The sequence below is a fragment of the Candidatus Palauibacter polyketidifaciens genome, assembly GCF_947581785.1.
GTDB lineage: Bacteria > Gemmatimonadota > Gemmatimonadetes > Palauibacterales > Palauibacteraceae > Palauibacter > Palauibacter polyketidifaciens.
In genome coordinates this window covers 29,068-53,381 of the sequence record NZ_CANPVO010000033.1, presented here as the reverse complement: position 1 = coordinate 53,381, position 24,314 = coordinate 29,068, and the positions used below count along the sequence as shown (strand labels likewise).

The following is a 24,314-nucleotide window of genomic DNA, read 5'->3' as shown; positions in this document are numbered from 1 at the left end:
CCCCGCGAAGGGCTCCAACCCCCGGCAACCCGTTGCAGCCTGATGCGTGATGAGTATATCATACTTACGATATGAGTAAGCGACTGCAGGTGGTGATGCCGGAGGCGGAGTTGGACGAGATCCGCGATGCGGCGCGGCGCAACCGCGTCACGGTGTCCGCGTGGGTGCGGCGGGCGCTGCGGGACGCGCGCGAACGCGAGTTGAGGGGTGGCTCCGTCTTCGCCGTGCGCGAGGCGGAGCCGCGATACGGCGCCGCCGAGTCCGCCGGCCTGCGATTCGTCGATCTGGAAGTGAGATTGCCGGAGCGTGAACTGGAGGCGGTGCGCCAGCGGTACGGACGAGCCAACTGGTCGGCGGCCGTGAAGGAAGCGGTGTTCCGCCAGTCCTTCATCCCGATGACGAAGGAGGAGGCACTCGCCATGCAGGGTGTGGGCTGGGCGGGCGACCTGGATGAGATGCGAGACGGCAACACGGTCGAGCCCCTGTGATCGTCGACACGTCCGCGTGGATCGAGTACCTGCGCTGCACGGAAAGTCCCGTCCACCTTGCTTTGAGACATGCCGTACGGACCGGGAGCACGATCGCCACGCCCGCTCCCGCGGCTATGGAACTCCTTTCAGGCTGTCGCAGCGAATCCGACGAGTGGGATCTGTTGAAGCTGCTCGGCCGCTTCGAGATCCTGATCCCCGACTCGCTGGGCCAGTTCCAGCGCGCGGCGCGGATCTACCGCACGTGTCAGCGGGCGGGACGTACGATTCGGTCCTCGGTAGACTGCATGGTCGCCGCCGCGGCCCTGGATGCGCAGCGCCCGCTGCTGGCCCGGAATCGCGATTTCGACACGATCGCCCGCCACACGGACCTCGAACTCGTCGTTCCGACGGCGCCGGAATCGCACGCCTGAGCTGGCAGCGGAGCTTTTTCGCGGGCTGCTACGGCGGAGTGGGCCCCCAGAGTGCATTCACGCCCATCTGGTAGGGGACGACGAGGCCGGCGCTCGCACTGTCCGGGAGCACGAGGAAGGGCGTTCGGCCCGGTTCCGCCTCGATGAGGCGCGCGTTCGCTTCCGGCCCGAGATCACGGGTCCAAAGCACGCCCGAGCCGCCGAGCCCGGGCAAGTCCCCGCGCCACACGTAACTGGTGAGGCCCATCGCGCCGAGCCGGTCGGCCGCCCGCTCGCGCCCGCACCGATCGACCACCTCCTCCGGTTGCTGCGCTCCGACGAGAGCACCCTCGAGACGGCAGGGATCATACTGTGTCAGAAGGGCCCTTACGCTGTCGAGCCTCATGGGCCGCGCGGCGAGCCGCGCACCGATCCGGTCCTGCCAGGACTCGTGCACGAACACGAGCGATGGGCCGGGCTCCGTGATTTCCGGGACAAGCGCGGCGCGGCCTCCCAGGCGCACGACGCGCTCCGCCCCCCCAACGGTCAGGCCGTAAACGAGAGGGATGAGGACCAGGACGGCGATCCCGTCCGAGAGCCACGGGCGGCGGCCCGCGCGCGATAGACCGATCGCCGCGAGGACGAGGAGCGCGCACCAGGCCGGCACGGCCTCGCCGAGCATGCGCGGCCCGAACACCAGGTCGTGATGCCAGTAGAGCGCGCTCGCCACGATCGGCAGGAGCGCCCACGCGGCGAGGATGCGCTCGCCGCGCCGCAGGCGGCGCGCGAGGAGCAAATAGAGTCCGATGATCGCGGCAACCGGCAGCACAGTGCCGAAGATTCCGCGCCCGACCGAGAGCAATTCGGTCGACGTATAGCCCAGCGCCTGCGTGAAGCCGTACATGCGGCCCCAGGGGTCGATGTGGAAGCCGAGGCCGTGGCTGGGGCCGGCGGCGGCGGTGTAGCCGAGGGTAAGCGGGCTACCGAAGAAGCGGGCGTTGAACCAGCCGAAACCGACCGCGAACGGGAGGCCGCCCAGCGCCCACCAGGCGAAGCGGCGCAGAAGCCACGGCCGGTGCAGGCCCGGTTCCTGCCGTGGCGCGGTGAGCCACACGCCAGCCGTCACGGCGACGCCGATGAGCAGACCGGAGATGGGACGTGTCGTGACCATGAAGCCCATCGCGCCGCCCGCCGCCAGCGCCCACGCGGCCCGGCCCGTCTCGGCCCGGAGCGACAGCCAGAGGGCGAGCGCGGCGAAGGCCGCGACCGTGGCGTGGTTCATGTAGGCCCCGGCGAGGGCCAGCAGCATGGGGCTCGTGACGGCGAGCAGGGCGCCGAGGCGGGCGGCCGCGACCCGGTCGGGCAACAGGCGCTCGAAGGAGAGGACGGAGAAGACGCCGAGCATTCCCATGGTCGCCGCCACCGCGATCCACGGACCACCCAGCTTGAAGCCCGCCGCAAGCCACAGGGCGTGGGCCGGGGGATACTGGGACACCCACCCCGCGGGCGTCTGCACCATGAACTGCATGGACCAGAACTCCGGCATCGCGAGTGGAGGTCCGGCCAGCGCCCCGGCGGCGAAGTACCGAGCCTGCAGGAGGTTCACGCTCGCGTCGGTGACCAGCGTGCGCCCATCGAACGCGACCAGCGCGACCGCGGTCGCGAGCCCGGCGCCGAGAAGCCCCATGGACGCGGCCACCGCCCACGCCGGCGGCCGCTCGATCGCCCGCCCGATCCGCGCGAGCGTCATCGACAGCCACCCGCGCCCAAACGCCGCAACGAGCGCGGCGACTCCCACCGCGAGCAGAGTCCAGACGCCGGTCGAAACGCCCCACGTGTACGTCCAGTGCTCGAACCCCGACCGCCGCATGAGGTCGTCCAGCGCGCCGCGCGGCGCGGCCGGATCGAGGACCACGAAGACGGGGACGACGACGAGCACGACCAGCGCGAGCCCCACCACGCGCCGACCCGCATCGAGGAGTACGTTCATGCCGGGGAAGCTACACCCGCGCCACCGGCCTGTCTGCGATGACCCGCGGCGGTGCTTGACTCGCACCGCACCCGATCTACCTTTTCCGCCCCGTCGCACACATCCAACCCGGATCCGATGCCACTCGTATGTCACTCGTATCGCTGACCGATGTCGTGAAGAGGTTCGGCGAGACCGTTGCGGTCGATTCCGCGACGTTCTCGATCGACCGCGGCGAGGTCGTCGGCTTCCTCGGGCCCAACGGCGCGGGCAAGACGACGACCATGCGGCTGCTCACGCAGTATCTCGAGCCCGATGGGGGCACGATCTCCATCGATGGCCTGTCCATCGAGGACCACCCTGTCGAACTGCGGCGCCGTATCGGCTACCTGCCCGAGACGAACCCGCTGTACCGGGACATGCTCGCCGGCGAGTACATCACGTTCATGGGCCGGCTGCGCGGGATGGACGCCGGCGAGATCCGCGCGCGGACCGACGATGTCGTCGCGCAGACCGGCATCGAAGCCGTCTACTACCGCCCGATCAACCAGCTCTCGAAGGGATACCGGCAGCGCGTCGGCCTCGCGCAGGCCATCCTCTCGCAGCCGGAGATCCTCATCCTCGACGAACCGACCGAGGGACTCGATCCGAACCAGCGCGTCGAGATCCGCAGCCTCATCCGCGACGTGGGGACCGACCGCACCGTCCTCCTGAGCACGCACGTGATGCAGGAGGTGCGGAAGACGTGCTCGCGCGTCGTCATCATCAACGAGGGGCGCATCGTCGCGGATGGCTCCGTCGATGCGCTTGTCGCCGGGCATGGCGGCGCCCGGGTCATGGTCGAACTCGACGCCCCGGCGGACGCCGCCGCGGAGGCCATGGGCGACCTCGCCTCCGTGGCGCGGGCCGACACCCTCGAGGCGGATGCGGGCGGGCGCGCCCGGTTCGCCGTCGAGGGCGCCCCCGGCCAGGACCCGCGACCAGACCTCTCGCAACTCGCCGCGGCGCGGGGCTGGCCGCTGTGGGAACTGCACCTCGCCCAGGCGAGCCTGGAGGATCTCTTCCACCGGCTCACCGCCGAGAGCGCCGGGCCGGCGGACGAAACCGGCGACGAGCCCCCCGGTGCGATGTCCGACGAGGCGCCGGAGGCGGGCGAGGAGGTGGACGGATGATCGGCCGCATCCTCACCGTCGCGAAGCGGGAGTTCGCGGGCTACTTCGACCACGCGACCGCCTACATCCTCCTCGTCATCTTCCTCGGGATCAACTTCTATTTCTACTTCCAGGAGGCCTACCTCCTGGGCGAGGCGTCGCTGCGGCCTATGCTGTCGCTCCTTCCGTGGCTCCTGCTCTTCTTCATTCCGGCCGTCTGCATGCGGTCGTTCGCGGAGGAGCGGAACGCGGGGACGCTCGAACTCGTGCTCGCGCAGCCGATCCAGGTCGTGGAGTTCCTGCTCGGCAAGTTCCTCGGCGTCCTCTTCTTCCTGCTGATCGCGATGGCGGGGACGCTGGGCATCCCGCTCGGCCTCACCTTCGGCGCCGACCTTCAGTGGGGCGTCGTCTTCTCCCAGTACCTGGGATCGATGTTCCTCATATCGGCGCTCATCGCAGTCGGCCTGTGGGCCTCCTCGCTCACGAGAAACCAGGTGACCGCGTTCATTATCGGCGTCACGGTCGGCTTCGCCCTCTACCTCATCGGACTTCCCACAGTCACCCTCTCCCTCCCCGCCCCGCTCGCGGCGGTGGCGACGCGGTTGGGCGTGCTCGGGCACTTCTCGAACGTGGCGCGAGGCGTGATCGATCTGCGGGACGTCCTGTACTTCGCGGCGCTCGGGACGGCGTTCCTCTCGCTCACGTATTTCTCCGTCATGCGCGAACGCCTGAGCCGCGAACGGCCGTCGTACGGGCGGCTGCGGGTGGGCGTGCTCGGCCTGGTCGGGATCGCGGTCTTCGCCGCGCTGGCGGGCGCGCAGTTGCGCGGTCGGCTCGACCTCACGCCCGGCAAGGTCTACACGCTCTCCCCGCCGACGGCCGACCTGCTGCGCGGCGTGGACGACCTCGTCACGCTCAAGCTCTTCCAGTCCGCGGAGCTGCCGGCGCAACTTGCGGCCGTGGGCCGGGACGTGGACGACCTCCTCCGGGATCTCGACGCGACCGGCGGCGCCAACGTGAACCTCGTGCGCCTCGACCCCGACGAGGATCCGGACGCCGGGGAGGAGGCTGGGCTGCTCGGCATCCGCCCCGTGCCCTTCCAGGTCATGGCCGATGACGAGGTGTCGTACCAGGAGCGCTACTTCGCGCTCGCGGTCCAGTACGCCGGCGAGAGCCAGATCATCCCGTTCATCCGGCAGACGGCGGACCTCGAATACCGTCTCGCCTCCATGATCCGCGCCCTCACGCGCCCGGAACGTCCCGCCATCGGGATCCTGACCGGACACGGCGAACTGAGTCTGGACGCGGGGCTTCGGCTCGCCCGCGGCCGCCTCGCCCTGGAGTACGATCTGATGGAGTTCCGCGTCGACTCGACGACCGCGGCGGTGCCGGATTCGATCGACATACTCGTGATCGCCGGCGGCCGGACGCCGCTCGAGCCCGCGGCGGGCGAGATCCTGAGCCGCTTCGTCGACGAGGGCGGGAGCCTCTTCATCCTGAAGTCGGGCGTGACGGCGGACATGCAGGCGCTCTACGCGGGCCCGACCTTCGATCCGGCGCTCGATTCGCTGCTGCAGGCGCGAGGACTCGGCATCGTCCCGTCGATGGCCTTCGACCTGGCGCTCCACGAACAGGTGCAGGTGCCGTCTCAGGGCGGCGCCCTCATCGTACCGTATCCTCTATGGGCGCTCGCCCAGCCAGCCTCCGAGCACGTGATCGTGGACGGCGTGGCGAACGTGCCGATCCGGTTCGGAAGCCCGCTCCTCGTCGAGGTGGAGGACAGCACCCTGGTGACGCCGCTTCTCACGACTTCGGAGGTAGGCGGACGACTGCAGACCCCGCTCTCGATCGATGCGATGCAGGAGTGGGAGGCGTTGATCGCGCCGGGTGGACGGATCTCGGAGGAAGACGTGGTGATGGAGACGCTCGCCCTGGCTTACACGCAGCCGGGCGGTGGCCGCATCGTCCTCGCGGGTTCCTCGTCGCTGGTCCACGACGAGACGCTCTCGCAGTCGATGTCCGGGCTGGCCGGGATGATCTTCTTCCAGAACGCGATCGACTGGCTCGCCCAGGACGAGGCGCTGATCTCCATCCGGTCCAAGGACCGCGCGCCGCCGCTCCTCCTCTTCCCCAACGAGTGGCTCCCGGATCTGACCCGGTACGGGAACCTGGCCGGAGTCCCGCTGCTCTTCGTACTCGTCGGCGTGCTGCGGCTCGCGCGGAGGCGGCAGGTGCAGCAGCGCTCCTTCACGGAGGGGGGAGCGCTCATATGAACGCGAGGCAGCTGAAGGTCATCGCGGTCGTGCTCGGCGTGGCCGTCCTCCTCTACCTGCCCCAGCTCTTCAGGGACAGCGGCGAGGGAGGGACGCTGGATGTCGGGGACGGCTTCTCCTTCGTGGTGACGGACTCCATCGCGGGCGTGGACATCGTGCTCGCGGAGAATGCCGGCACCGTGCGTCTGGAGCGGACGGACGCGGGGTGGATGGTCGACGGATACGTGGCGGATGAACCGAAGATCCGCGACCTCCTGGACGTGATCGGGCAGCTCTCTTCGTCCGAGCTCGTCGCGCGCAACCCGTCGAACCACGCGAACCTGGGCGTCGCGGAGGGCGGTCGGCACGTCGAAGTGCGAACGGCCGGCGGCGACGTGCGGCGGTTCCAGCTCGGCGGCCGCGACACGCGCTCCGGAGGCTACTTCGTGCGTCTCCCCGGCGACGATGTCGTCTATCGGCTCGACGGTCCGGCCGGGGGCTACCTGAACCGGGACCGCGACGGGTGGCGCCCGCGCCTGATCGCGTCCGTGGACACCGCCGGCGTACGCGAGATCCTCATGCGCCGCGGGGACCGGGAGGCGGTGCTGCGCCGGAGCGACGAGGGGTGGTTCGCGGGGGACGCGCCGGCGGATTCGGCGCTCGTGCAGAGGCTCCTCGCCATCCTGCCCTCCGTCTCCGCCTCCGGCTTCCCCACGGAGGAGGAAGAGGCGGCCGCCGACTTCGCGCTCGCGGATGGATCGTTCGAAGTGTTCTCGGAGGGGTCCGCGGATGTGACCGGCCGGCGACTCGAACTCGCGATCCTCCTGCTGGAGGACGAGGAACGCGGAGACTGGGTCGGCCGGGTCGCGGACGGAGCGGAAGCCTTCCGGCTCTCCAGCCTCACGGTGAATCGACTGCTTCCGGAGGCGCTGGTCCCCATCCCATAGCGCGCCGTGGCGACGGGCGCGACGGGGCAACGGGCGCACCGGGGCGACGAGGCGACGGCCGGGTCGGGTCAGCCGGGCTCGGTCATCGCGCGGAAATCGAGGATTCGGTCGAGTTCCGCCGGGGCGACGAGCCCCTGCTCCAGGACGAGTTCCTTCAGCGTGCGGTCTTCCGCGAGGCTGAGCTTGGCGAGTTCGGCCGCCTTGTCGTACCCGATGACGGGCGCGAGCGCGGTGGCGAGCGCCGCGGTGGATTCCGCGTTCCGGAGGCAGCGCTCTTCGTTCGCCGTGATCCCGCGGACGCAGCGTTCGGCGAACTCGACGCTCGCGGTGGAGAGAATCCGGACGCTCTCGAGCAGGTTATGGGCCATCACGGGGATCATGACGTTGAGTTCGAGGTTCCCCGACTGCCCGCCCACGACGATCGCGGCGTCGTTGCCAATGACCTGCGCGCAGACCTGGAGCACCGATTCCGCCATCACCGGGTTGACCTTGCCCGGCATGATCGACGAGCCCGGCTGCACCGCGGGCAGGTTGATCTCGCCCAGCCCCGTGCGTGGGCCGGATGACAGCCACCGCAGATCGTTCGCGATCTTGGTCAGGCTCACGGCGACGGTTCGCAGCGCCCCGCTCGCCTCGACTACCGCGTCGCGCGCCGACTGCGCCTCGAAGTGGTTGGACGCCTCCACGAACCCGACCCCGAGGATCTCGCTCAGCGCCGCCGACATCCGCGCGCCGAAGTCCGCCGGCGTGTTGATGCCGGTTCCCACCGCCGTCCCTCCGATGGCGAGTTCGGCGAGCGCGGGACGCACGGCCTCGACGCGCCGGATCCCGTGCCTCACCTGGCTGGCGTAGCCCCCGAACTCCTGTCCCAACCGGACGGGCGTCGCGTCCTGCAGGTGCGTGCGCCCCGCCTTGGCGATGTGATCGAACTCCTCCGCCTTCTCCGCGAGCGCCGCGCGCAGCCGCTCCAGCGCGGGCAGAAGCTCGCGCTCGATCGCGACGAGTCCCGAGACGTGGGTGGCGGTGGGGATCACATCGTTCGACGACTGCCCCAGGTTGACGTGATCGTTGGGGTGGACGGGGCTGCGCGAACCCACGACGCCGCCCAGCAGCTGAATGGCGCGGTTCGCGATGACTTCGTTCGCGTTCATGTTCGTCGACGTGCCGGACCCGGTCTGGAAGATGTCCAGCACGAAGTGGGAATCCAGTTCCCCGGTCATGGCCTCGCCGGCCGCCCGCTCGACCGCTTCGCCGAGTTCGGGATCGAGGAGTCCCAGTTCCCGGTTCACGCGGGAGGCCGCCAGCTTGATCGCGCCGAGCGCCTCGATGAAGCGGCGTCCGAAGCGGAGGTCGGAGATGGGGAAGTTCTGGCGGGCCCGCTCCGTCTGCGCTCCATAGAGCCTGTCGGAGGGGATCGCCATCTCCCCCATGGAGTCCTTCTCTATGCGATGATCCATGCCTGTGCGATGATCCATGCGTGGGTCGTCCGTGGGTGGGTCGTGGGTTCTCCGGATTGCGCGCTGCGCGTGCCTAGAACTCGATGAGGTCGCCGATGCGGATCCCGTTGGCCTCGAACCACCCCTGGTTCATCTCCAGCGCGTACATGGCGGGCGCGGCCGAGTCGTGGGTTTCCGTGGTCTGCGGCTCCATCTGCTGGATGTCGACGATCCGGCCTTCGCGGTCGATGTACGCGATGTCGAGGGGGATGAGCGTGTTCCTCATCCAGAACCCAAGGATGCGCTGCTCGGGGTAGACGAACAGCATCCCCTGGTTCTCCGCGAGCGACTCCCGGAACATCAGCCCGCGCTGGCGCTCGTCGGCATCGTCGGCGATCTCGACCTGGATCGCGATCCCGCCCACCCGGAGCGGGACGAGTTCCACGGCCTGGGCGACGGCACCCGTTCCCGTCTCGGCGGCCTGCTCGCCATTCGCCCCAACGTCGGTGCCGCGAACGTCCGCGTCCGCCGAGCCGCACGCAGCCAAAACGGCCGCAAGCGCCGCCAGCAGCACGAATCCGCGCTCTCTCAATTGTTTTCTCAGCATGTCAGATCGTTGTCATCCGGGTCGACTCCGTTGCGGCCACTCCTCCCGGAAAGAAAACTAGCAGACGAGGTTGGGGTATGGAACGAGGTGGCGGGGGCCGACGCGAGGGGACCACGGGAAGGGGGAGCGGCATGATTCTTCCGGATGTCAGAGCTTCCTTCGGACGGGACGACGCGGCCCGACTCGTCTACATGCTCGCCCGCGGGGGCGAGGACCGGACCCGCCTCGAGACGCTCGTCGCGGAGCGCGGGATCGACGCGCTGCTCGATCACCCGAAGGCACCCGGCGCGCTCACCGCCGAACCGGGGCTTTCGGCGCTCCCGCTGGCCCTCTTCTCCTACGTGGCGCTGCGTCACAGCCTGCTCGAGGGCGGCGTCGAATCCCGCCTCATGGCCGACTACGTGACCTCGATCTTCCTCCACTTCGCGAGGGAGGCGCGAGCCCACCGGATCACCGAGTACGACGACTGCGAGTACCGCTATCTCGTCGACCTGGTGGCCGAGATCGCCGAATCGGACGGTCGCCGCGGCTTTCTGCTCAGCGCGCATCTCGGCAACTTCGCGCTCTGGCTGTCGGGCCTCTTCCCGGATTCGATTTCCACCCGGGAGCGACGGAAGGCGGGACCCGACCTCGGTTACTACGAGGCGATGGGTCAAACCGGCTTCTCGCTGGCCGCCGACGCCCCTTTCGCCCGCCGCCAGCAACTCGATGGCTGCTATCGCGACGCCGCAAAGACGTTCACCGCTCTCCGCGTGGCCCTGAATCGCTTTTCGGACCGATTCCTCACGCCCCGGCCGGCCTCCCCCGTCGATCGCCTGTTGCGGCAGGTCGTGGACGACTTCGAGGCGCGCCGGTTGCAGGCGTGACGAGGGCGCTTATCTTCTCATCGCGTTGAGAACACCATGACTACTAACACCCTTACCCCCCGACCGCCTCTCGGCTGCGCCGCCGTGATGCTCGGCCTCTTCCGGGCCGCGCTGCAGGAGCATCATCTGCCCGTCACCCATCAGCGGGAAGCGATCTCCCGCGTACTGTTCGAGTCCGGGCAGCGCTTGTCGGCGGACGAGATCGTGGAACGCCTGCGCGACGACGGCGAACGCGCGGGGAAGGCGACGGTCTACCGGACGCTGAGCCTCCTGGTTCGCGTCGGCCTCGCCACCGAGCACGACTTCGACGAGGGTTTCAAGCGATACGAGGCCAAGGTGGGCCGGGCGCAGCAGGACCACCTGATCTGCACGGCGTGTGGAGACGTCGTCCGGTTCCAGCGGGACGAACTCAACCGGCTGCAGACGGAGGTCGCCCGGCAATTCGGTTTCCATATACTGACACGTCAACTCAAGCTGTACGGGCTCTGTGCCCGCTGCGACGCCGAATCCGGTCAGGCGATTCGCCAGGTCAGCTAGGAGGCTCCGCTGAGTTCCGCCCATTCGAGACTTCTGAACCTGCTCGCCGAGCGCTCGTTCCGGCTCGGGGACTTCGTGCTCGCCTCCGGCGCCCGGAGCGACTACTACATCGACTGCCGGACCTCGACCATGCACGCGCACGGGCAGGTGTTGATGGGCGAGGTCGGACTCGCGGCCATCCGGGACGCCGGATTTCGGCCGGATGCGGTCGGCGGCCTCACGATGGGCGCGGATCCGCTGGCCTACGCGATTGCCGCCGCCAGTTGGCGCGCGGGGGACCCGATTCACGCGTTCTCGGTGCGCAAGCAGGCCAAGCGACACGGCAAGGGACAGTTGATCGAGGGCTGCTTCGAGCCCGGCGCCCGGGTCGTCGTCGTCGAGGACGTCATCACGACCGGTGGCTCCGCCTTTCAGGCTGTCGAGGCGGTGAATCGCGCCCGCGGCGAGGTGCTCGGCGTACTCGGCCTCGTCGACCGCGAAGAGGGGGGAAGAGCCACGCTCGAGGGGGCGGGGCTGCGAACAATGGTACTCTATACGGCGAGCGATCTCAGGGCGGCGGTGGCCGCCAGCGCCTAGGAGAGAGAGACGTGTCCGACAAGGATCTTTTGACATTCACCGACGCCGCCAGCGAGCGGATCCGATCATTCATCAGCGAGGACCCGGCGGAAGGTCTCGCGGTACGCGTCAGCGTTCAGAACGCGAGCCCCATCGCGCCGGAATACGAGATGGCGCTCATCGAACCCTTCGAGCGGGAAGCGGAGGACCAGTCGTTCGATGCCCCCGGCTTCGAGGTCGTCGTCGATTCGAAGAGCGCGGACATCCTGTCCGGAACCCGCATCGACTGGGTGGAGTCGCTCCAGGGTTCGGGCTTCCACTTCAGCAACCCCAACATCCAGCCGCTCGGAGCCAAGCCATTGGATGGACCTCTCGTCGACCGCGTGCGCCGCGTCATCGACGAGCAGATCAACCCGGGGGTGGCATCGCACGGCGGGACGGTGCGCCTCGTCGACATCCGCGAAAACGTCGTCTACGTGACGATGGGCGGCGGCTGCCAGGGCTGCGGCATGGCCTCGGTGACGCTCACGCAGGGGATCAAGCAGATGATTCGGGACGCGGCGCCGGAGATCGTCGACGTGCAGGACGTCACCGACCACGCCGCCGGCAGCAATCCCTACTACGCCTGACGCCTCTACGCCTGACGCCTCCCGACGAGGTCCAACGCCGCCGTCTTCGGCTACTTCTTCCTGCGCGGCTTGAGGAAGACGTGTAGCACCGTCGCGACGATCGACATGACGAGTGCGCCGCCGACCGCAGCCACCAGGCCGGCGAGTTCGAACCCCGGGATGAGTGACGCGGCCAGGTAGAACATCAGGCCGTTGAGGACGAAGTAGAAGAGTCCCAGCGTCAGGACCGTGATCGGAAAGGTCACGACACGCAGGATCGGGCGGATGACCGCGTTGACGAGGCCGATCGCGAGCGCCCCTCCGATGAGCGCTTCCGGACTGTCGACCCGGACCCCGGCGAGGAGCCGCGCCGTCGCGTACAGCGCCGCCGCGTTGATCAGCCAGCTCCGGATCAAGCCCATCAACAATCGCCCTTCGTGGCGACCGCCGGCACCGCCGTCAGAAGCCGGGCGCCAGATTGAACTGCCAGATCCAACCCTTGTCGGGACGATCGAATGGCCGCACGAAGCTGAGTTCGCCGATCATGAGGCCGAAGAGGTTGACCCGTGCAAGAAGACCGGCGCTCGACACCCAGTTCCGGTCCTCGAACGAGCAGTTTCCATCCGGGCAGTTCAGGGGTGTTTCGCCCGACCACGCCTTGCCCATGTCATAGAAGAGGCCGACTTCGACCGGAGGTACGCCCGGGGCGCGGATCACGCCGATCCCGCCCAGGAGGGGAAGCCGCAGTTCCACGTTGCCTACCGCCACGCGGTTGCCGATGAGGTTCGCGATGAGAGGACAGTTGGAGAACGCGGCCTGGCTCGCGACCGTACACTCGGCGACATCGATGGACCGGTTGTCGTACCCGCGAACGAGGGATGGCACCCCGAGATAGAGTCGGCCCAGGCGCGCGTCGTCCGACCCGCCACCCCAGCGGCCGAAGTGGAGGGCCCGTCCGGCCACCGTGAACGGTCCGGCGCGGACGTAGCGGCGAACGTCACCCGTCACCGTCAGGAAGTTCAGCGTTCCGACGGCCGGTTCCACCTCCAGCCGGTAGCGCTGTCCGGCGATCGGGCTCGTGCCGCCGAAGATGGAACTGTCGTATACGAGGGCGGCGCTTCCGCTCGCCGTGTACAGCGACTCAAAGGCGCAGGGCCGACGGTTGAACGACAGCATGTCCCCCTCGCAGTCCTGCAGATCCGTCACCTCGTTGTCCAATAGCTGACCGGTGAAGAAGTCGAAGGCGGTATCCTCGATCTCGCCGGAGAAGTCGACCTGGCGTGCCGAGGCGGAGAACTCGACCCTCGAATTCCGGTTGAAGGGATAGGCGACGATCCCGGTCAGCTCCCGGTTGATCTCGAACCAACGGAAATCCCGAATGATGTTCACGGGCCTGTTCCCGACCTGAACCTGCTCGAACCCGAACTGGCGCGTGACGAACGGCACCTGCCCCCCGATGAAGGCCCAGTTCCATCGACTGGACCGGTTCTCGTAGCCTGCCAGGGCCGCCGTGCCCTGAAGCAGATCCCCGAAGCTCGTGTTGACCTGCAGGATGGTCTGGAGCGTGCGGTTGCCGAGCAGGTCCGAGAAAAACAGCGCCGCCCCGCCCGCGAAGAAAACGCCGAAGTCACTCGCCCCGAAGGCGATCGTGGGCTGCGAGATGAAATCGAGGGATAGCGGGGACCGGAACTCGGCGTCCTCGAAGGTGATCGTGTCGGCCAAGCCGAGGCGGGCGTTGGCGAGCAGTTCCGCGTGCGCGGTCGACATCCGTTCGCGCGGCGGGATGATCGAGGCGTCGACGCCTACGAGCATCTCGGGCGCCGGCTCCCCGGCGAGGACGTCCGGGTCGTCGATCACGTAGATCTCGTAGCTGAACGGCCCGCCCTTGTTCACGCTGAACGCGACGTCACCCGTGCCGCGGGCCACGGACACGGCCGGGCTGATGGCCGTGAGTCCGCTCACCCCGGTCCACAGGTCGGTGACCAGGTACCGCTCCCGCGTCTCGAGGTCGAGCCGGTAGAGATTGGCGATCCCGTCGTGGTCCGACACGAAGTACAGGCTCCGGCCGTCCGGAGACCACTGCGGATTGTAGTTCCGGAACTGGTCGTCGAAGCCCGGCAGCGGCTCGATCTCCCCGCTTTCGAGATCCAGCAGCGCGATCTGGTAGGTCCCCGGGACGAGCAACTCCAGGTCGGTCGTGAAGCGGTCCGTCGCGAACGCCACCGACCGGCCGTCGGGCGACCAGGCGGGCTGGAGGTCGGCGAACGGGTCCTCCGTGAGCCGCCTCAGCTGCCCGGTCTCGACGTTGATCACATACAGGTCGGTGAACCCGGCGGAGTGGCCGCTGAACGCGATGTGCGACCCGTCCGGCGACCAGCTCGGCGTGAAGATCGCGCCCAGCTGGAACCCCTCGACCGGGATCTCCCTGGCGATATTTCCGCTCTCCGCCTCCATGATCGTGAGCAGCGGATTGCCCGTCTTGATGCCGGCGACCGCGAAGAGCCGGCCGTTCGGGTGCCAGTCCCCCGCCGAGTGGATGAACTGGAGGCTCTCGAAGTGCGGGTCGACCGCGTTGTTCGTGAGGCGACGCTTCACCTCTCCGGTGCGTGCGTCGGCCCCGAACATCTCGATGGAGAAGAGGTCGCTCTGCGAGACGTAGACCATATCCAGGCCGTTGGGACTCAGCGCCGGGCCAAGATGGAGCTTCCCCTCATCGGGAGGCTCGTAGACGACGCGGCGCCCGTAGTCGTCCGGGGAGCGGGTCTCCTGGCGCGCGTCGGCGAAATAGGTCTCGAGTTCGCTCTTCCAGCGGTCCGAAAGCTCTCCAATCGGCACCTCGAGGACGGCTTCGATCGCCGCCAGCGGGTTCCCGGTGCGCGCGGCGAGATTGAGGATCCGGCCGATCCGGTCGTCCCCGAACGCGCCGCCGATGTAGGACCAGAAAGCGTGACCGTAGCGGTACGGGAAGTACCGCCTGTCCGCGAGTTCCGGAATCGTCGGGAACCCGTCTTCCAGATCCAGGGCGTCCCGCATCCACATCGTCGTGAACGGGTCGATGGGCCCGATCGAGAGGTATTCGGCCATGCCTTCGATGAACCACAGCGGGAGCCGGATCGCGCCGGGCACATCCAGCCCCGGGCCTCCCGTCCCCTGCCCCGTCATGTCGAACTGGAAGGCGTGCACGAGTTCGTGGCCGAGCAGGTGATCGGTCTCGTGGAGGGACACCATCATCGGCATCACGAGCCGCCGCTTCAGGATCTCCGTGAAGCCCTGCGTGCCTTCGTCGATGAACTGGCCGGAGGTGTTCGTCTGTTCGAAGTCCGGATGGTCGGCGTAGAGGATGATCGGCTGGCGCTGACGGAACTCGTGATTGAGCACACGGGAAAGGCGGGCGTACCATCGCTCCGCGAGGCGGCCGACCATCTGCGCGCCGGCCGCGCTCTCTTCGTAGTAGTAGATGTCGAAGTGCTGCGTCTTGAGCACCTCGAAGTCGAACGACTCGTAGACGACCTTGTTCCGGCCGAAATACCGGCCGGCCTGCCCCTCCAGCGCGGCGGCGGCGGGACCCGAGAAGACCGCGAGAGCGGCAAGCGCGACGAGCGCGTGAGTTCTCCGAAGCATACATCCTCCACCAGGAGACCGCTGCTCTCGACCTGCCCGGGTTCCTGGACCCCGGGGGGCCGCGCCGCCACGCGGACGGCAAGCAGTCAGGGGGTGTCGAAAGCTACCCGAGGCACCCGACCTTCGCTATTCCGGTTCTGTGACGACACTAGCACGACTGAACTGCGAGCGAGGTCACGTCGCCGGCGGCGGCCGGCCTGCTCCGCGACCGTCAGCAACGGCGCATGAACCCGCCGAGCGTTTCGCGCGCGCGCCCGGCCGCCGGCTCATCCGCGAATGGGCCGGCCACGACGCGGTACATGTCTTGGTACGGCTCGATCGCGGCTTCGAATCCCGCCCGCACGACTTCCTGCCGCTTCGCCTCGGCGTTCCGGCGCTCCCGAAAGGACGCAACCTGGACGACGACGCAGCCGCCGCGCGCGGAGACCGGGGTCGCCGTCCCGATGACGGTGATCCGCACCCGCGCCGTACCCGGCCCGATCATTTCGAGTTCCCTCGCCGCCCCCCGGGACAGGTCCAGGATGCGGCCGGGCACGAAGGGGCCGCGGTCGGTCACGTCGAGGTCGATGGAGCGCCCGTTGTCGAGGTTGTCCACGCGGATCCGGGTCCCGAACGGGATCGTGCGGTGGGCGGCGGAGATGGCATCCATGTCGTAGGTGTTGCCGGCCGCCGTGGTCCGGCCGTGAAACGGCTCCCCATACCACGAGGCGATGCCGGTCTGCGTCCAGCCGACCGCGTAGAGCGGCGGGTCGGCGGAGGGTGGCGGGTCGGCGGACGGCGTCGTCGCGAGCGGCACGGACCACACGCAGGCCTGGCCCGATAGCGCGACAGCGAGCGCCACGCCGAACGCGGCGCTGCGCCGGCTCAGAGCGGCCCCCGCTCCCAGGGTCCCCAGATGGCGAGCGTCTGGCCGAGATCCCCCGGGCCCCGCCCGCCTCGAACCCCTCCATCCACACGGTGGTTGCGCTGCGTTCGGCTTCGGGGGGATCGGGGTTCTCGATCGGCACCCATTCGACTTCGCGCCACGCCCCCGGCCGCTGGCCGGTGCGAAGATCCACCTGCGGCGCCCCCCGCACCGCGAGCATTTCCGGAACGCCCTCATCCCGGAGGACGCCCGGAGGGGAGCGGACGCCAGTTCCGGGGACACCAGCGGGACCGCGACGCCGGGCGGGTCTTGGTCTTCATGGTTCCGCACCAGGCGGACGTCGTCGTCGCTCACTGAAAGAGTCCCATTCCGTCGTGGGCGCGGGGCGTGGGCCGACCGTCGGACATCGGACGGCCCTCCACGCTGAGGAGGACGTGGGAAGACCCCTCGGGGAGGGCGAGTTCCGGACCCGCGGGGCGCAGCGGTCCGTACGCGGCGGATCCGCGAGCCGTCCGGGTCGTGGACGCGGCCGCCGGCCGGGCACACGCTGCGAGACCTGCGAGCGAAGGCGCGAGCGCCGCGGTCCCGGCCCACCGCCGGGCGCGGCGCACGAAGTCTCGTCTGTCGATCCCGTTCAGCGGCTCCTCCGTCACGCCTCGGGCGGCACCCACGGCACGTTGCCGAGTATGGGCGGACTAAACGCAAGTCCGACGGAGAGTATCCTAAAACGTCGGCGGATCGCTCGCACCGCGACAACCATCGGACGGGAGAGAGTTCGACATGCGGCACCCTCTTGCACCCTCCGGGGCCTGTCCTGGACCTGTCGATCGATGAGATCAGCCGGATCGAGATCCTGACGCGCACCGAGGCGTCCGCGCGCTACGGCGGAGACGGCTTCGTCGGTGCGACAGGTTCACCGGCCTGACGACACCTCGTTGGCTTCGATGACCTCCATCGGCATTCGGCCACGAGTCCGGGGATTACATACAGTCCTCGTAGTGTTTCTTCCCGTAGCTCAGAAATGCGCTGATCGCAGATACGATCAGAAACCCCGCAAACACAAACTCTCCGATGGGTGCTATCGCTTATCCACGCCCGTCCACAACGTCCGGTTGGCGAAATTCATAGCTCTCTACCGAGCATACACGACCGGTACACCTAGACTACAATCACGAGCTACCCGCAACGAAGTCGCGGTAACTACCGCACGGTTACCGCAACCCTCAGCGGGGACAAAATCAACCAGATTGCCGTCCTGATTCCATGTACCCGTAATTGCGATCGTCATCGATGTGTTAAGCGTACCACAGGCGCGAAGAGACACGCTGTCTTCATAGGAGGCATCGGTACGAATCGTCAAAGACCCTTGAGTTATCGTCACACAATCGCTTCCCGTCCCGATATCGACTGGCATCGGTCTGCCGCCGATCTCCGTGAGACGCCACGTACCCGCCGCGCCTACCGGCTCCGGGACCGTCGTTCCGTCCCCTCCACAAGCGGCAACCAGCCCTGTCAGAGCAATCGCCCAAACCGTCGCCAGCCCGTGTCTTCCATGTGTAACCGTACTCATGTCTTCCCAACCAACTCCGGGTAGAGTAGACCCTTGCCGATCAGGCCCGTCACAACGTGAATCATCTGGGCCACTGTGTCCATGTCGCGGATGTTGTGCCGCCCGGCGAACTCGTAGCGTAACGCTCCAGACGCCCGGGCGTCTTCTCGCCCGAGACAACCTCGAGCACCACCTGCGCTTTCAGCTTTGGGCGTGTACCGCCGCCGCGACATGCCGACCTCCTTCCGGTCTGCCAGGTTCCAGATGTCAGTCGATGAAGTGAGCAGAATCGAGATCTTCTCGCGCACCGAAGCGTCCGCGCGCTACGGTGGCAATCTCGATGTCGGGGCCCTCGTGATCACGACGGGCCGACCCTGGCCCCTCCCCGGCTCCAGAGCGCCGCACGGTCTCCGCCGACCGGCGGGGACTACCGCTCATGGCCCCGTTATTTGGTCCAGATCACGACGACTCCGCACTGTGAATCGTATCCCGCAAACTCGGCTGGCAGTTCGGACGCGCTGCGATAGACCTCGATCCCCGCTACCTCGGTGGGTAGGACCAGATCGTTCACCGAATCCTGGTACGATGAAGGGGACCCTCGACGGATAACAGGACTGTTGTTGAGATATACACTCATCTGGCAGCCTCCCGGCGAGAACCCATCGGACAATCGCGAACTGTACAACAGGCACCGACTACCACGAAGATCGTTGCAACTCGCGCGGACCCCCGACACCTCGCCCAGCATCTGCGTCAGACGAGCGGGACTCCGGCGGTCGATGTCTTCGGCCGTGATGAAGACACCGCCTCCGGTCAGCTCACCCCAATACCTGCGGTCGTAGAACCCGTTGATCTCGAGTCGACGCGGCCTCGTGACAGACGCCACGATCGGTTGCAGTTCCAGGGGATCGGGCACCAGGTCAATCTCTACGTCCGTGGTTATTCCTCTATGCACGGAGACGGTGTGTCGAAGGGTCGCGTAGCCGATCCGTTGCACGGACAGCTCATGCTCTCCAACCGGCACGCCGCTGAGCACGAACCGACCCCGCCGGTTGGTCGTTACGACTTCCGTCTGGCCGACAACCGACACCGCTGCAGCAGCCACTGGATCGCCTGTGGACAGATCGTCCATGCGACCTACGATTCGACCCGTCGCCACCTCACCGAATGAAATCGGAAGGGCCACGTCCGTGACCGTCCCCGACTCAAGGGCGACATCTACTTGCTCGCTCGAACCATCACCGAACTCAGCCCATATCGTCGCCGTGCCCGCGTCTCGGGGCGCACAAAGAAACAATCGCCCATCCACCTCCGCAGGTTGTCTTACAGGCTTCCGCACGGCGTCCGTCCAGCGTACCAAGATGGTCGCCTGTGGCAGGGGCATCTGCCCTGACGCATCCGTTACGGCGATCTGGAGAGCGGGGCGTCCGTCGCACACCGAGACTTCTTGACCCTGACTTGCCGTGGCAAAGCCCAGGATGCCAAGCGGGACCAACCCCATCGCTCGTCGTCCGCGAGCCAGAATCCGTTCACCCATTTGTCAGTTCCCCGGATACGATGTCACACTCCAGCCCTTGATCGATGGGAGCCCCAGCGCGTCGTGGCTTATACTCCATAACATCCCGCCCGTGGTCGCAAGCATGGACTCGCCCATCGGCAGGACGACGTGCCCCACTAAACCTTCGTGCCAGCGAAACGCGAGCCACCGTTCCGAGGCAGCTTCATCGATCCACATCGTTCTCCGCAACCAGATCGTTCCCTCCTCGCTGGCAAGCATCGCATCAACGCCGCTTATCGATGGATCTGGAACCTGGCTCAAGAACGCGCGCGTCAATGTCGACACCGACAGTCGCTGTCGCAGCAACTCCGGAGCTTCGTCCCGGAGTCTCCTTGCATGCGCGCGAACGTCGCCGCCCGTAGCAGGCACTCGTTCTATAGGCAACTCCGCAGCATTCACGGTATCGCCGTCCGCAGCCAATTTCACCAATTTCAAGTACGACTTGTCGTTCGAATCAGTTCCCCAGGTGCCAATGTACACCCACCGGCTCTGGGGGTCGTGCGCCATCAGGCCTCGTGTGTCGAATGGGTTCCGAACCGATACGACCTGTCGATCCTCACCCTGTCGCGTGATCGTGACGGACACCGTCGATCGTCCGCCCGCGATCCACGCAAGCGTGTCTCGCACATTTCCGCCTCTGTCGAATGCGAGCAGAGGAACCGAATCTTCACGAGCCTTCGCGTTCGCTGAAATGTATGGTAAACTCAACACCCACGGTCCCACCGCCGCACGGGGCATTGCCAGGGTCGTGCCGGTAACGATTCGGAAACTCACGGAGTTGACGTGGACCATGTCTCGATCAAAAAGGGACAGTCGACCAAGATCACGATCCACCACCCATAACGTGTCGGAAAGCCATCCCATCGAATCTGGGCTGCGAAACTCCCCCGGGCCCTCTCCCTTCTCGCCGATCGTGCCGATCCATTCCCCCTGCCGGTCGAACCGCGTGACACCTGGCATCAGCGGATCCAATATATAAATGCCACTGGAACTCGCCAATATTTGCCGGGGCTCCGCCAACGTCGTAGTACCATTGACGCTTGATTGGATTTCCACACCCAGCGTGAGCTTGAGTTGCGGCGACGCCGACGAACGGAACAGATCCGAATCTTGCGCCGCTGCACTCCCAAATGGTGAGACGGCGACGGCAAACAAAAAAACGCCACGTAACATGGTCAACGATACCTCGCCCGGGATTTGTTGAACTCCTCCCCGTCGACGATCGGGCGGCGTGTCCTCCTCAGCCGGACGACACACCACCCGACCCCGGCCGCAGTTTCCGGCAAACGTCGACAAGGTAGCGTACCTGGAAGACGACCCGTATCTCAAAGAGTCAAGAAAGCCGGCGCGGCCACCCGGGATATGGCGGCGTCCGTCTCCCGAGCCCTGAGGAGGATGCCGTCACATGTCCGTGACGTCGCTCGGTCCGCCGGCCTCCGGCTCCTCTCCAGGCTGCCTATTTCACTTCTTGCGTCTTCACTTCCTGCGTCGCGCGAGTATACGAAGCCATCTTCTGCAACGTCCAATTGCATGATTTCTTCGCAAATGCCACCGCCCTCCAAGCACCATCTACCGAAGGCGAAGCAATCCTCATAACCCACATACCACGTCAGGCAGTCGAAGCCACCCCCCCACAAATCCAACCAGCAGGACACGCAGCCCATCTGGGCGGCCGCCGGCCTGGGAGTGGTGACCGATCCTATCGCAGCAATCACGAGGACAAGCGCACTACGGCGGATCGCAGCAACGACACGCTGGCTCATACTGACCTCCTTGGGTTTGGGCCGGTCAGGCACAACTCCGGCTTTCGTCGATCCAACTCCAGCGATAAAGAAGTAACTCATGGGGCATGTCATACCTTGTTGCCACCAACAAACGATGCTCCGAAATGCCCGCCAGGAAGGCCATGTCGCTCCCGATAAGCGCATACCTTGACTCCCCGCCGCCCGGCGACCGGACAGCCGACACCCTCAGGCCTGATCGGAGACCCACGAATGTCGACAACACTCCATCGCCCAGTGCAATCGCCGGCGTGGCGACCACGTAACGCAAATCTTGTTCCTCTAGCAGCACACGCAACCGACCGGGATCCGCGTAGCTCCGCCACAGCTCCTGGCCGGTGTGCATAAACACGACAGTGGCAAACGGGAACGCGGCTTCGCTGACCACAAGACCGTCATGATTCCCCGGTCGTATATGTAGAATCCGATCTACACCGCGTCGTCCTCCGGTGGACAAGGTGGAATCGGCGACGTATCCGGACGGAAGTTGCTGGTCCATCCTGACTAGAGTTATTCCCATAGTATCCGCAGCCAGGTCTACGATTTTGTGCGCCCGAACCCAACCGCCGGCATCTCGAGTTGCACCTGATGCCAAAGACGCTTCGGCGGATCTTGTGAACCTGGCCACGTTTGCTGTTGCTACGTCCAGCGTCCATATCGATCCATCTGAAGCATCGAACAGCTGTACCTGATGACTTTCCCCGTCCCATTCAGTGACTACTGCCGAAAGTGGGTCGATATTGAGTGGTACGGCGTTAGTGACGCGTCGCAGAGTCGGCTCGAGTGACGAGACACTGAACAGATATAGCGCCGATCGGGACCACAGCGTAATGATTGGTTCAGGTCCAATATCGCTCGAAATGGTTAGACCAATGGGTGCAAAATCATCGGGAAGATCGACTTGATAGACTTGCTCCAAACACAGTCGCGTGTCCCGTGACTGTCGATGCACTGTCTCGGCAGGCTCAACAACCATTGCGCCGACCAAAAACCAACCGGTTATGGTAACGAGCCAAGCCATCCCAACCAAGTGTATTTCTCCAGGGTAAAATTGCAGTCCGGCCACCAACGCTCTTGATTTCAAGTAGTGAGCACGCTCTTGATTTCAGTAGTGAGCACATAATCACTGTCACTCACAAGCTGAGCCTGCTATTCGAACTGCCACGCCGATAAAGTTGGCGATCTCCGAGGCAAGGGAAACGGGAGAGTTATCGCTGACATGTTTGTGGGAGGCACGGTAAGGGGCTCGCTGGGTGTTGTCAAGAGAGGGCGGCACGGGCCGAAGCGTGGGTGACCGTCGGAGCGGGTGGGACGGACGAACGAAGCGAGGCGCCGATGTTGGTGTCGCGTGTCGCGAGTGCCTTCCTCGGGAATGGGCAGAGGGCTTCTTTGCTCCAGTCGGCGGCGAGCCGAGGCAGCAGGTCCAGTTGCCCCTGGATGGGCGGGCCATCTCCGATTGAAGCGAATCCCATCAGCCGTACCAGCTTGCTGTCGATGGGGTTCGCGAGGAAGATCCTGACCGGCGCCAGCCCGGTGACGGTCGAGGCGGGCGGCGACGGGGTAGAGTTCGCCGTTCAACTCCGAGAGCACGGCCCGCAGACGGTCGAGACCCCCGCCGCGCCGATCTGCGTCCAGCCGACGGCGTAGAGCGGCCGGTCGGCGAAGGGCGGCGGGTCGGCGGACGGCGTCGTCGCGAGCGGCACGGACCACACGCAGGCCTGGCCCGATAGCGCGACAGCGAGCGCCACGCCGAACGCGGCGCTGCGCCGGCTCAGAGCGGCCCCCGCTCCCAGGGTCCCCAGATCGCGAACGTCTGGCCGAGGTTCCCCGCCCCCAACGAGATCGTGTCTCCCTGGACGTTGATGAAGAGCGTCCGGCCGTCGGGCGTGAAGCAGGCGCCGGCAAACTCGCGCACGTTCAGGATATTTCGGGCGAAGGGGAAGATCTCCCCCTCGGGCGACAATCCCCGGAGGTGCGTTTCCCCGGAGTTGTCCTCGCAGATGAGTATCCCGCCCCGGGGACTCACCGTGAGGTTGTCCGGACCGGAGAGTACGTCCTCCGACGGCGACTCGAAGACGAGCGCAAGCGCCTCGTCCTCCGGTACGTACCGCCAGACCTGGCCGAGTTGGGCGTCGCCCCCGTTCGTCGCATGGAAATAGATGCTCCGGTCCGCGTACCAGCAGCCCTCGAGCCGGGAGAACCGGGCCCCGCCCGCCTCGAACCCCTCCGTCCAGACCGTGGACGCGCTACGTTCGGCTTCGGGCGGGTCGGGGTTCTCGATCGGCACCCATTCGACTTCACGCCACACCCCCGGCTGCTGGCCGGTGCGGAGATCCACCTGCGGCCCCCCCCGCACGGCGAGCATCTCCAGAACGCCCCCGTCCCGGAGAACGCCCGGAGTATGGGGACGGAAGCGATAGAACCCCGAGCGACGATTGTAGTCTTCCGTCTCGTAGACGAAACCCGTCGCCGGATCCACCGCGATGGCCTCATGCGTGAACCGTCCCATGTCCCGTATCGGCTCCGCCTGGACCGGTTCGTCCGCATCGGCGGGGACCTCGAACACATACCCGTGCGGCACCGTCCAGCCGCGCCCCGGTCCGAAGGTCGTTTCCTCGCACGTCAGCCAGCTGCGCCACGGCGTCGTCCCCCCCGCGCAGTTGATCATCGTCCCCCCCGCGCTCACGAAATCCCGCAGGAGGACCGGACTCCCGTCCGCCTCGATCCGGACTTCCAGCGTCGTCGTGCCCCCGCCCGCCAGGGGGTCGTACGCCAGTTCGGGGGGGACCAGCGGAACCGCGACGCCGGGGGGATCCTGATCTTCATGGTTTCGCACCAGGCGGACGACATCGTCGCTCACCTGGAAGAGTCCCATTCCGTCGTGCGCGCGGGGCGTGGGCCGACCGTCCGACATCGGACGGCCTTCCACCCCGAGGACGGCATAGGAAAACCCCTCGGGAAGGGCGAGTTCCGGGCCCGCGGGGCGCAGGGGTCCGTATCCGGCGGGTCCGCGAGCCGTCCGGCGCGGGGACGCGGCTGCGGGGCCGGCACATGCGGCGAGACCCGAGAGCGAAGGCGCGAGCGCCGCGGCCCCCGCCCAGCGTCCGGCGCGGCGCACGAAATCTCGTCTGT

At 66.9% G+C, this 24,314-nt stretch carries 21 protein-coding genes; 9 read left to right on the top strand and 12 right to left on the bottom strand.

All coding sequences use genetic code 11. The features are described 5' to 3' along the window. Positions 1-71: 71 nt before the first annotated feature. The gene (locus RN729_RS08830) at positions 72-488 is read left to right on the top strand and encodes a hypothetical protein (RefSeq protein ID WP_310783787.1); all 417 of its coding nucleotides are present in this window, start codon (positions 72-74) and stop codon (positions 486-488) included. After that, positions 485-901 carry a PIN domain nuclease gene (locus tag RN729_RS08825; protein ID WP_310783785.1) on the top strand — a complete coding sequence of 139 codons (417 nt, stop codon included), beginning with the start codon at positions 485-487 and terminating at the stop codon, positions 899-901. The genes RN729_RS08830 and RN729_RS08825 overlap by 4 nt, the downstream gene beginning before the upstream one ends. 28 nt (positions 902-929) lie before the next feature. Here RN729_RS08825 and RN729_RS08820 read toward each other — a convergent pair whose 3' ends face one another. Beyond that, the gene (locus RN729_RS08820; RefSeq protein WP_310783783.1) at positions 930-2,870 is read right to left on the bottom strand and encodes a hypothetical protein; all 1,941 of its coding nucleotides are present in this window, start codon (positions 2,868-2,870) and stop codon (positions 930-932) included. A gap of 128 nt (positions 2,871-2,998) precedes the next feature. Here RN729_RS08820 and RN729_RS08815 point away from each other — a divergent pair, with 128 nt between their 5' ends. The 3 genes from RN729_RS08815 to RN729_RS08805 are packed head-to-tail and all read left to right on the top strand — an operon-like array spanning position 2,999 to position 7,199. Next, complete coding sequence (locus RN729_RS08815; RefSeq protein WP_310783781.1) at positions 2,999-4,021, top strand: ATP-binding cassette domain-containing protein; 1,023 nt, start codon at positions 2,999-3,001, stop codon at positions 4,019-4,021. Beyond that, a complete protein-coding gene (locus tag RN729_RS08810) occupies positions 4,018-6,273 on the top strand; it encodes a Gldg family protein (RefSeq protein WP_310783779.1) in 2,256 nt (751 codons plus the stop codon). Before RN729_RS08815 ends, RN729_RS08810 begins: the two co-directional genes overlap by 4 nt. Beyond that, the gene (locus RN729_RS08805) at positions 6,270-7,199 is read left to right on the top strand and encodes a DUF4340 domain-containing protein (protein WP_310783777.1); all 930 of its coding nucleotides are present in this window, start codon (positions 6,270-6,272) and stop codon (positions 7,197-7,199) included. The genes RN729_RS08810 and RN729_RS08805 overlap by 4 nt, the downstream gene beginning before the upstream one ends. Before the next feature lie 68 nt (positions 7,200-7,267). On the opposite strand, the gene RN729_RS08800 is transcribed toward RN729_RS08805, so the two are convergent. Both RN729_RS08800 and RN729_RS08795 read right to left on the bottom strand, forming a co-directional pair. Further along, on the bottom strand, positions 7,268-8,674 hold the full coding sequence (locus tag RN729_RS08800; RefSeq protein WP_310783776.1) for a class II fumarate hydratase: 1,407 nt from the start codon (positions 8,672-8,674) through the stop codon (positions 7,268-7,270). Positions 8,675-8,729: 55 nt separating this feature from the next. Further along, a complete protein-coding gene (locus RN729_RS08795) occupies positions 8,730-9,227 on the bottom strand; it encodes a DUF192 domain-containing protein (RefSeq protein WP_310783774.1) in 498 nt (165 codons plus the stop codon). Between the two features lie 146 nt (positions 9,228-9,373). Here RN729_RS08795 and RN729_RS08790 point away from each other — a divergent pair, with 146 nt between their 5' ends. From RN729_RS08790 to RN729_RS08775, 4 genes are read left to right on the top strand one after another with little or no spacing between them, the layout of a single operon-like run. After that, positions 9,374-10,108: a hypothetical protein gene (locus RN729_RS08790; protein WP_310783772.1), complete on the top strand. Its 735-nt coding sequence runs from the start codon at positions 9,374-9,376 to the stop codon at positions 10,106-10,108. Between the two features lie 36 nt (positions 10,109-10,144). Then, positions 10,145-10,645: a Fur family transcriptional regulator gene (locus RN729_RS08785; protein WP_310783770.1), complete on the top strand. Its 501-nt coding sequence runs from the start codon at positions 10,145-10,147 to the stop codon at positions 10,643-10,645. A 9-nt stretch (positions 10,646-10,654) separates the two neighbouring features. After that, on the top strand, positions 10,655-11,221 hold the full coding sequence (gene pyrE, locus RN729_RS08780; protein ID WP_310783811.1) for an orotate phosphoribosyltransferase: 567 nt from the start codon (positions 10,655-10,657) through the stop codon (positions 11,219-11,221). Between the two features lie 11 nt (positions 11,222-11,232). Beyond that, complete coding sequence (locus tag RN729_RS08775; RefSeq protein WP_310783768.1) at positions 11,233-11,829, top strand: iron-sulfur cluster assembly accessory protein; 597 nt, start codon at positions 11,233-11,235, stop codon at positions 11,827-11,829. Between the two features lie 50 nt (positions 11,830-11,879). On the opposite strand, the gene RN729_RS08770 is transcribed toward RN729_RS08775, so the two are convergent. The 9 genes from RN729_RS08770 to RN729_RS08730 form a co-directional block, all read right to left on the bottom strand. Further along, a complete protein-coding gene (locus RN729_RS08770) occupies positions 11,880-12,230 on the bottom strand; it encodes a phage holin family protein (RefSeq protein ID WP_310783766.1) in 351 nt (116 codons plus the stop codon). Positions 12,231-12,267: 37 nt separating this feature from the next. After that, a complete protein-coding gene (locus RN729_RS08765; protein WP_310783764.1) occupies positions 12,268-15,429 on the bottom strand; it encodes a BamA/TamA family outer membrane protein in 3,162 nt (1,053 codons plus the stop codon). Positions 15,430-15,640: 211 nt separating this feature from the next. Next, positions 15,641-16,270 (bottom strand): septal ring lytic transglycosylase RlpA family protein, encoded by a 630-nt coding sequence (locus tag RN729_RS08760; RefSeq protein ID WP_310783762.1) that lies wholly within the window; start codon positions 16,268-16,270, stop codon positions 15,641-15,643. Between the two features lie 374 nt (positions 16,271-16,644). Next, positions 16,645-16,965, bottom strand: coding sequence for a hypothetical protein (locus RN729_RS08755; RefSeq protein ID WP_310783760.1), 321 nt, complete (start codon positions 16,963-16,965; stop codon positions 16,645-16,647). Between the two features lie 895 nt (positions 16,966-17,860). Further along, the gene (locus RN729_RS08750; RefSeq protein ID WP_310783758.1) at positions 17,861-18,151 is read right to left on the bottom strand and encodes a hypothetical protein; all 291 of its coding nucleotides are present in this window, start codon (positions 18,149-18,151) and stop codon (positions 17,861-17,863) included. Positions 18,152-18,288: 137 nt separating this feature from the next. After that, positions 18,289-18,975 (bottom strand): carboxypeptidase regulatory-like domain-containing protein, encoded by a 687-nt coding sequence (locus RN729_RS08745; RefSeq protein WP_310783757.1) that lies wholly within the window; start codon positions 18,973-18,975, stop codon positions 18,289-18,291. A gap of 408 nt (positions 18,976-19,383) precedes the next feature. After that, on the bottom strand, positions 19,384-20,580 hold the full coding sequence (locus RN729_RS08740; RefSeq protein WP_310783755.1) for a hypothetical protein: 1,197 nt from the start codon (positions 20,578-20,580) through the stop codon (positions 19,384-19,386). Between the two features lie 2,176 nt (positions 20,581-22,756). Then, positions 22,757-22,930 carry a hypothetical protein gene (locus tag RN729_RS08735; RefSeq protein WP_310783753.1) on the bottom strand — a complete coding sequence of 58 codons (174 nt, stop codon included), beginning with the start codon at positions 22,928-22,930 and terminating at the stop codon, positions 22,757-22,759. Positions 22,931-22,953: 23 nt separating this feature from the next. After that, entirely contained in the window at positions 22,954-24,300 is a 1,347-nt protein-coding gene (locus RN729_RS08730; protein ID WP_310783751.1) for an alkaline phosphatase PhoX, read from the bottom strand. Positions 24,301-24,314 lie beyond the last annotated feature (14 nt).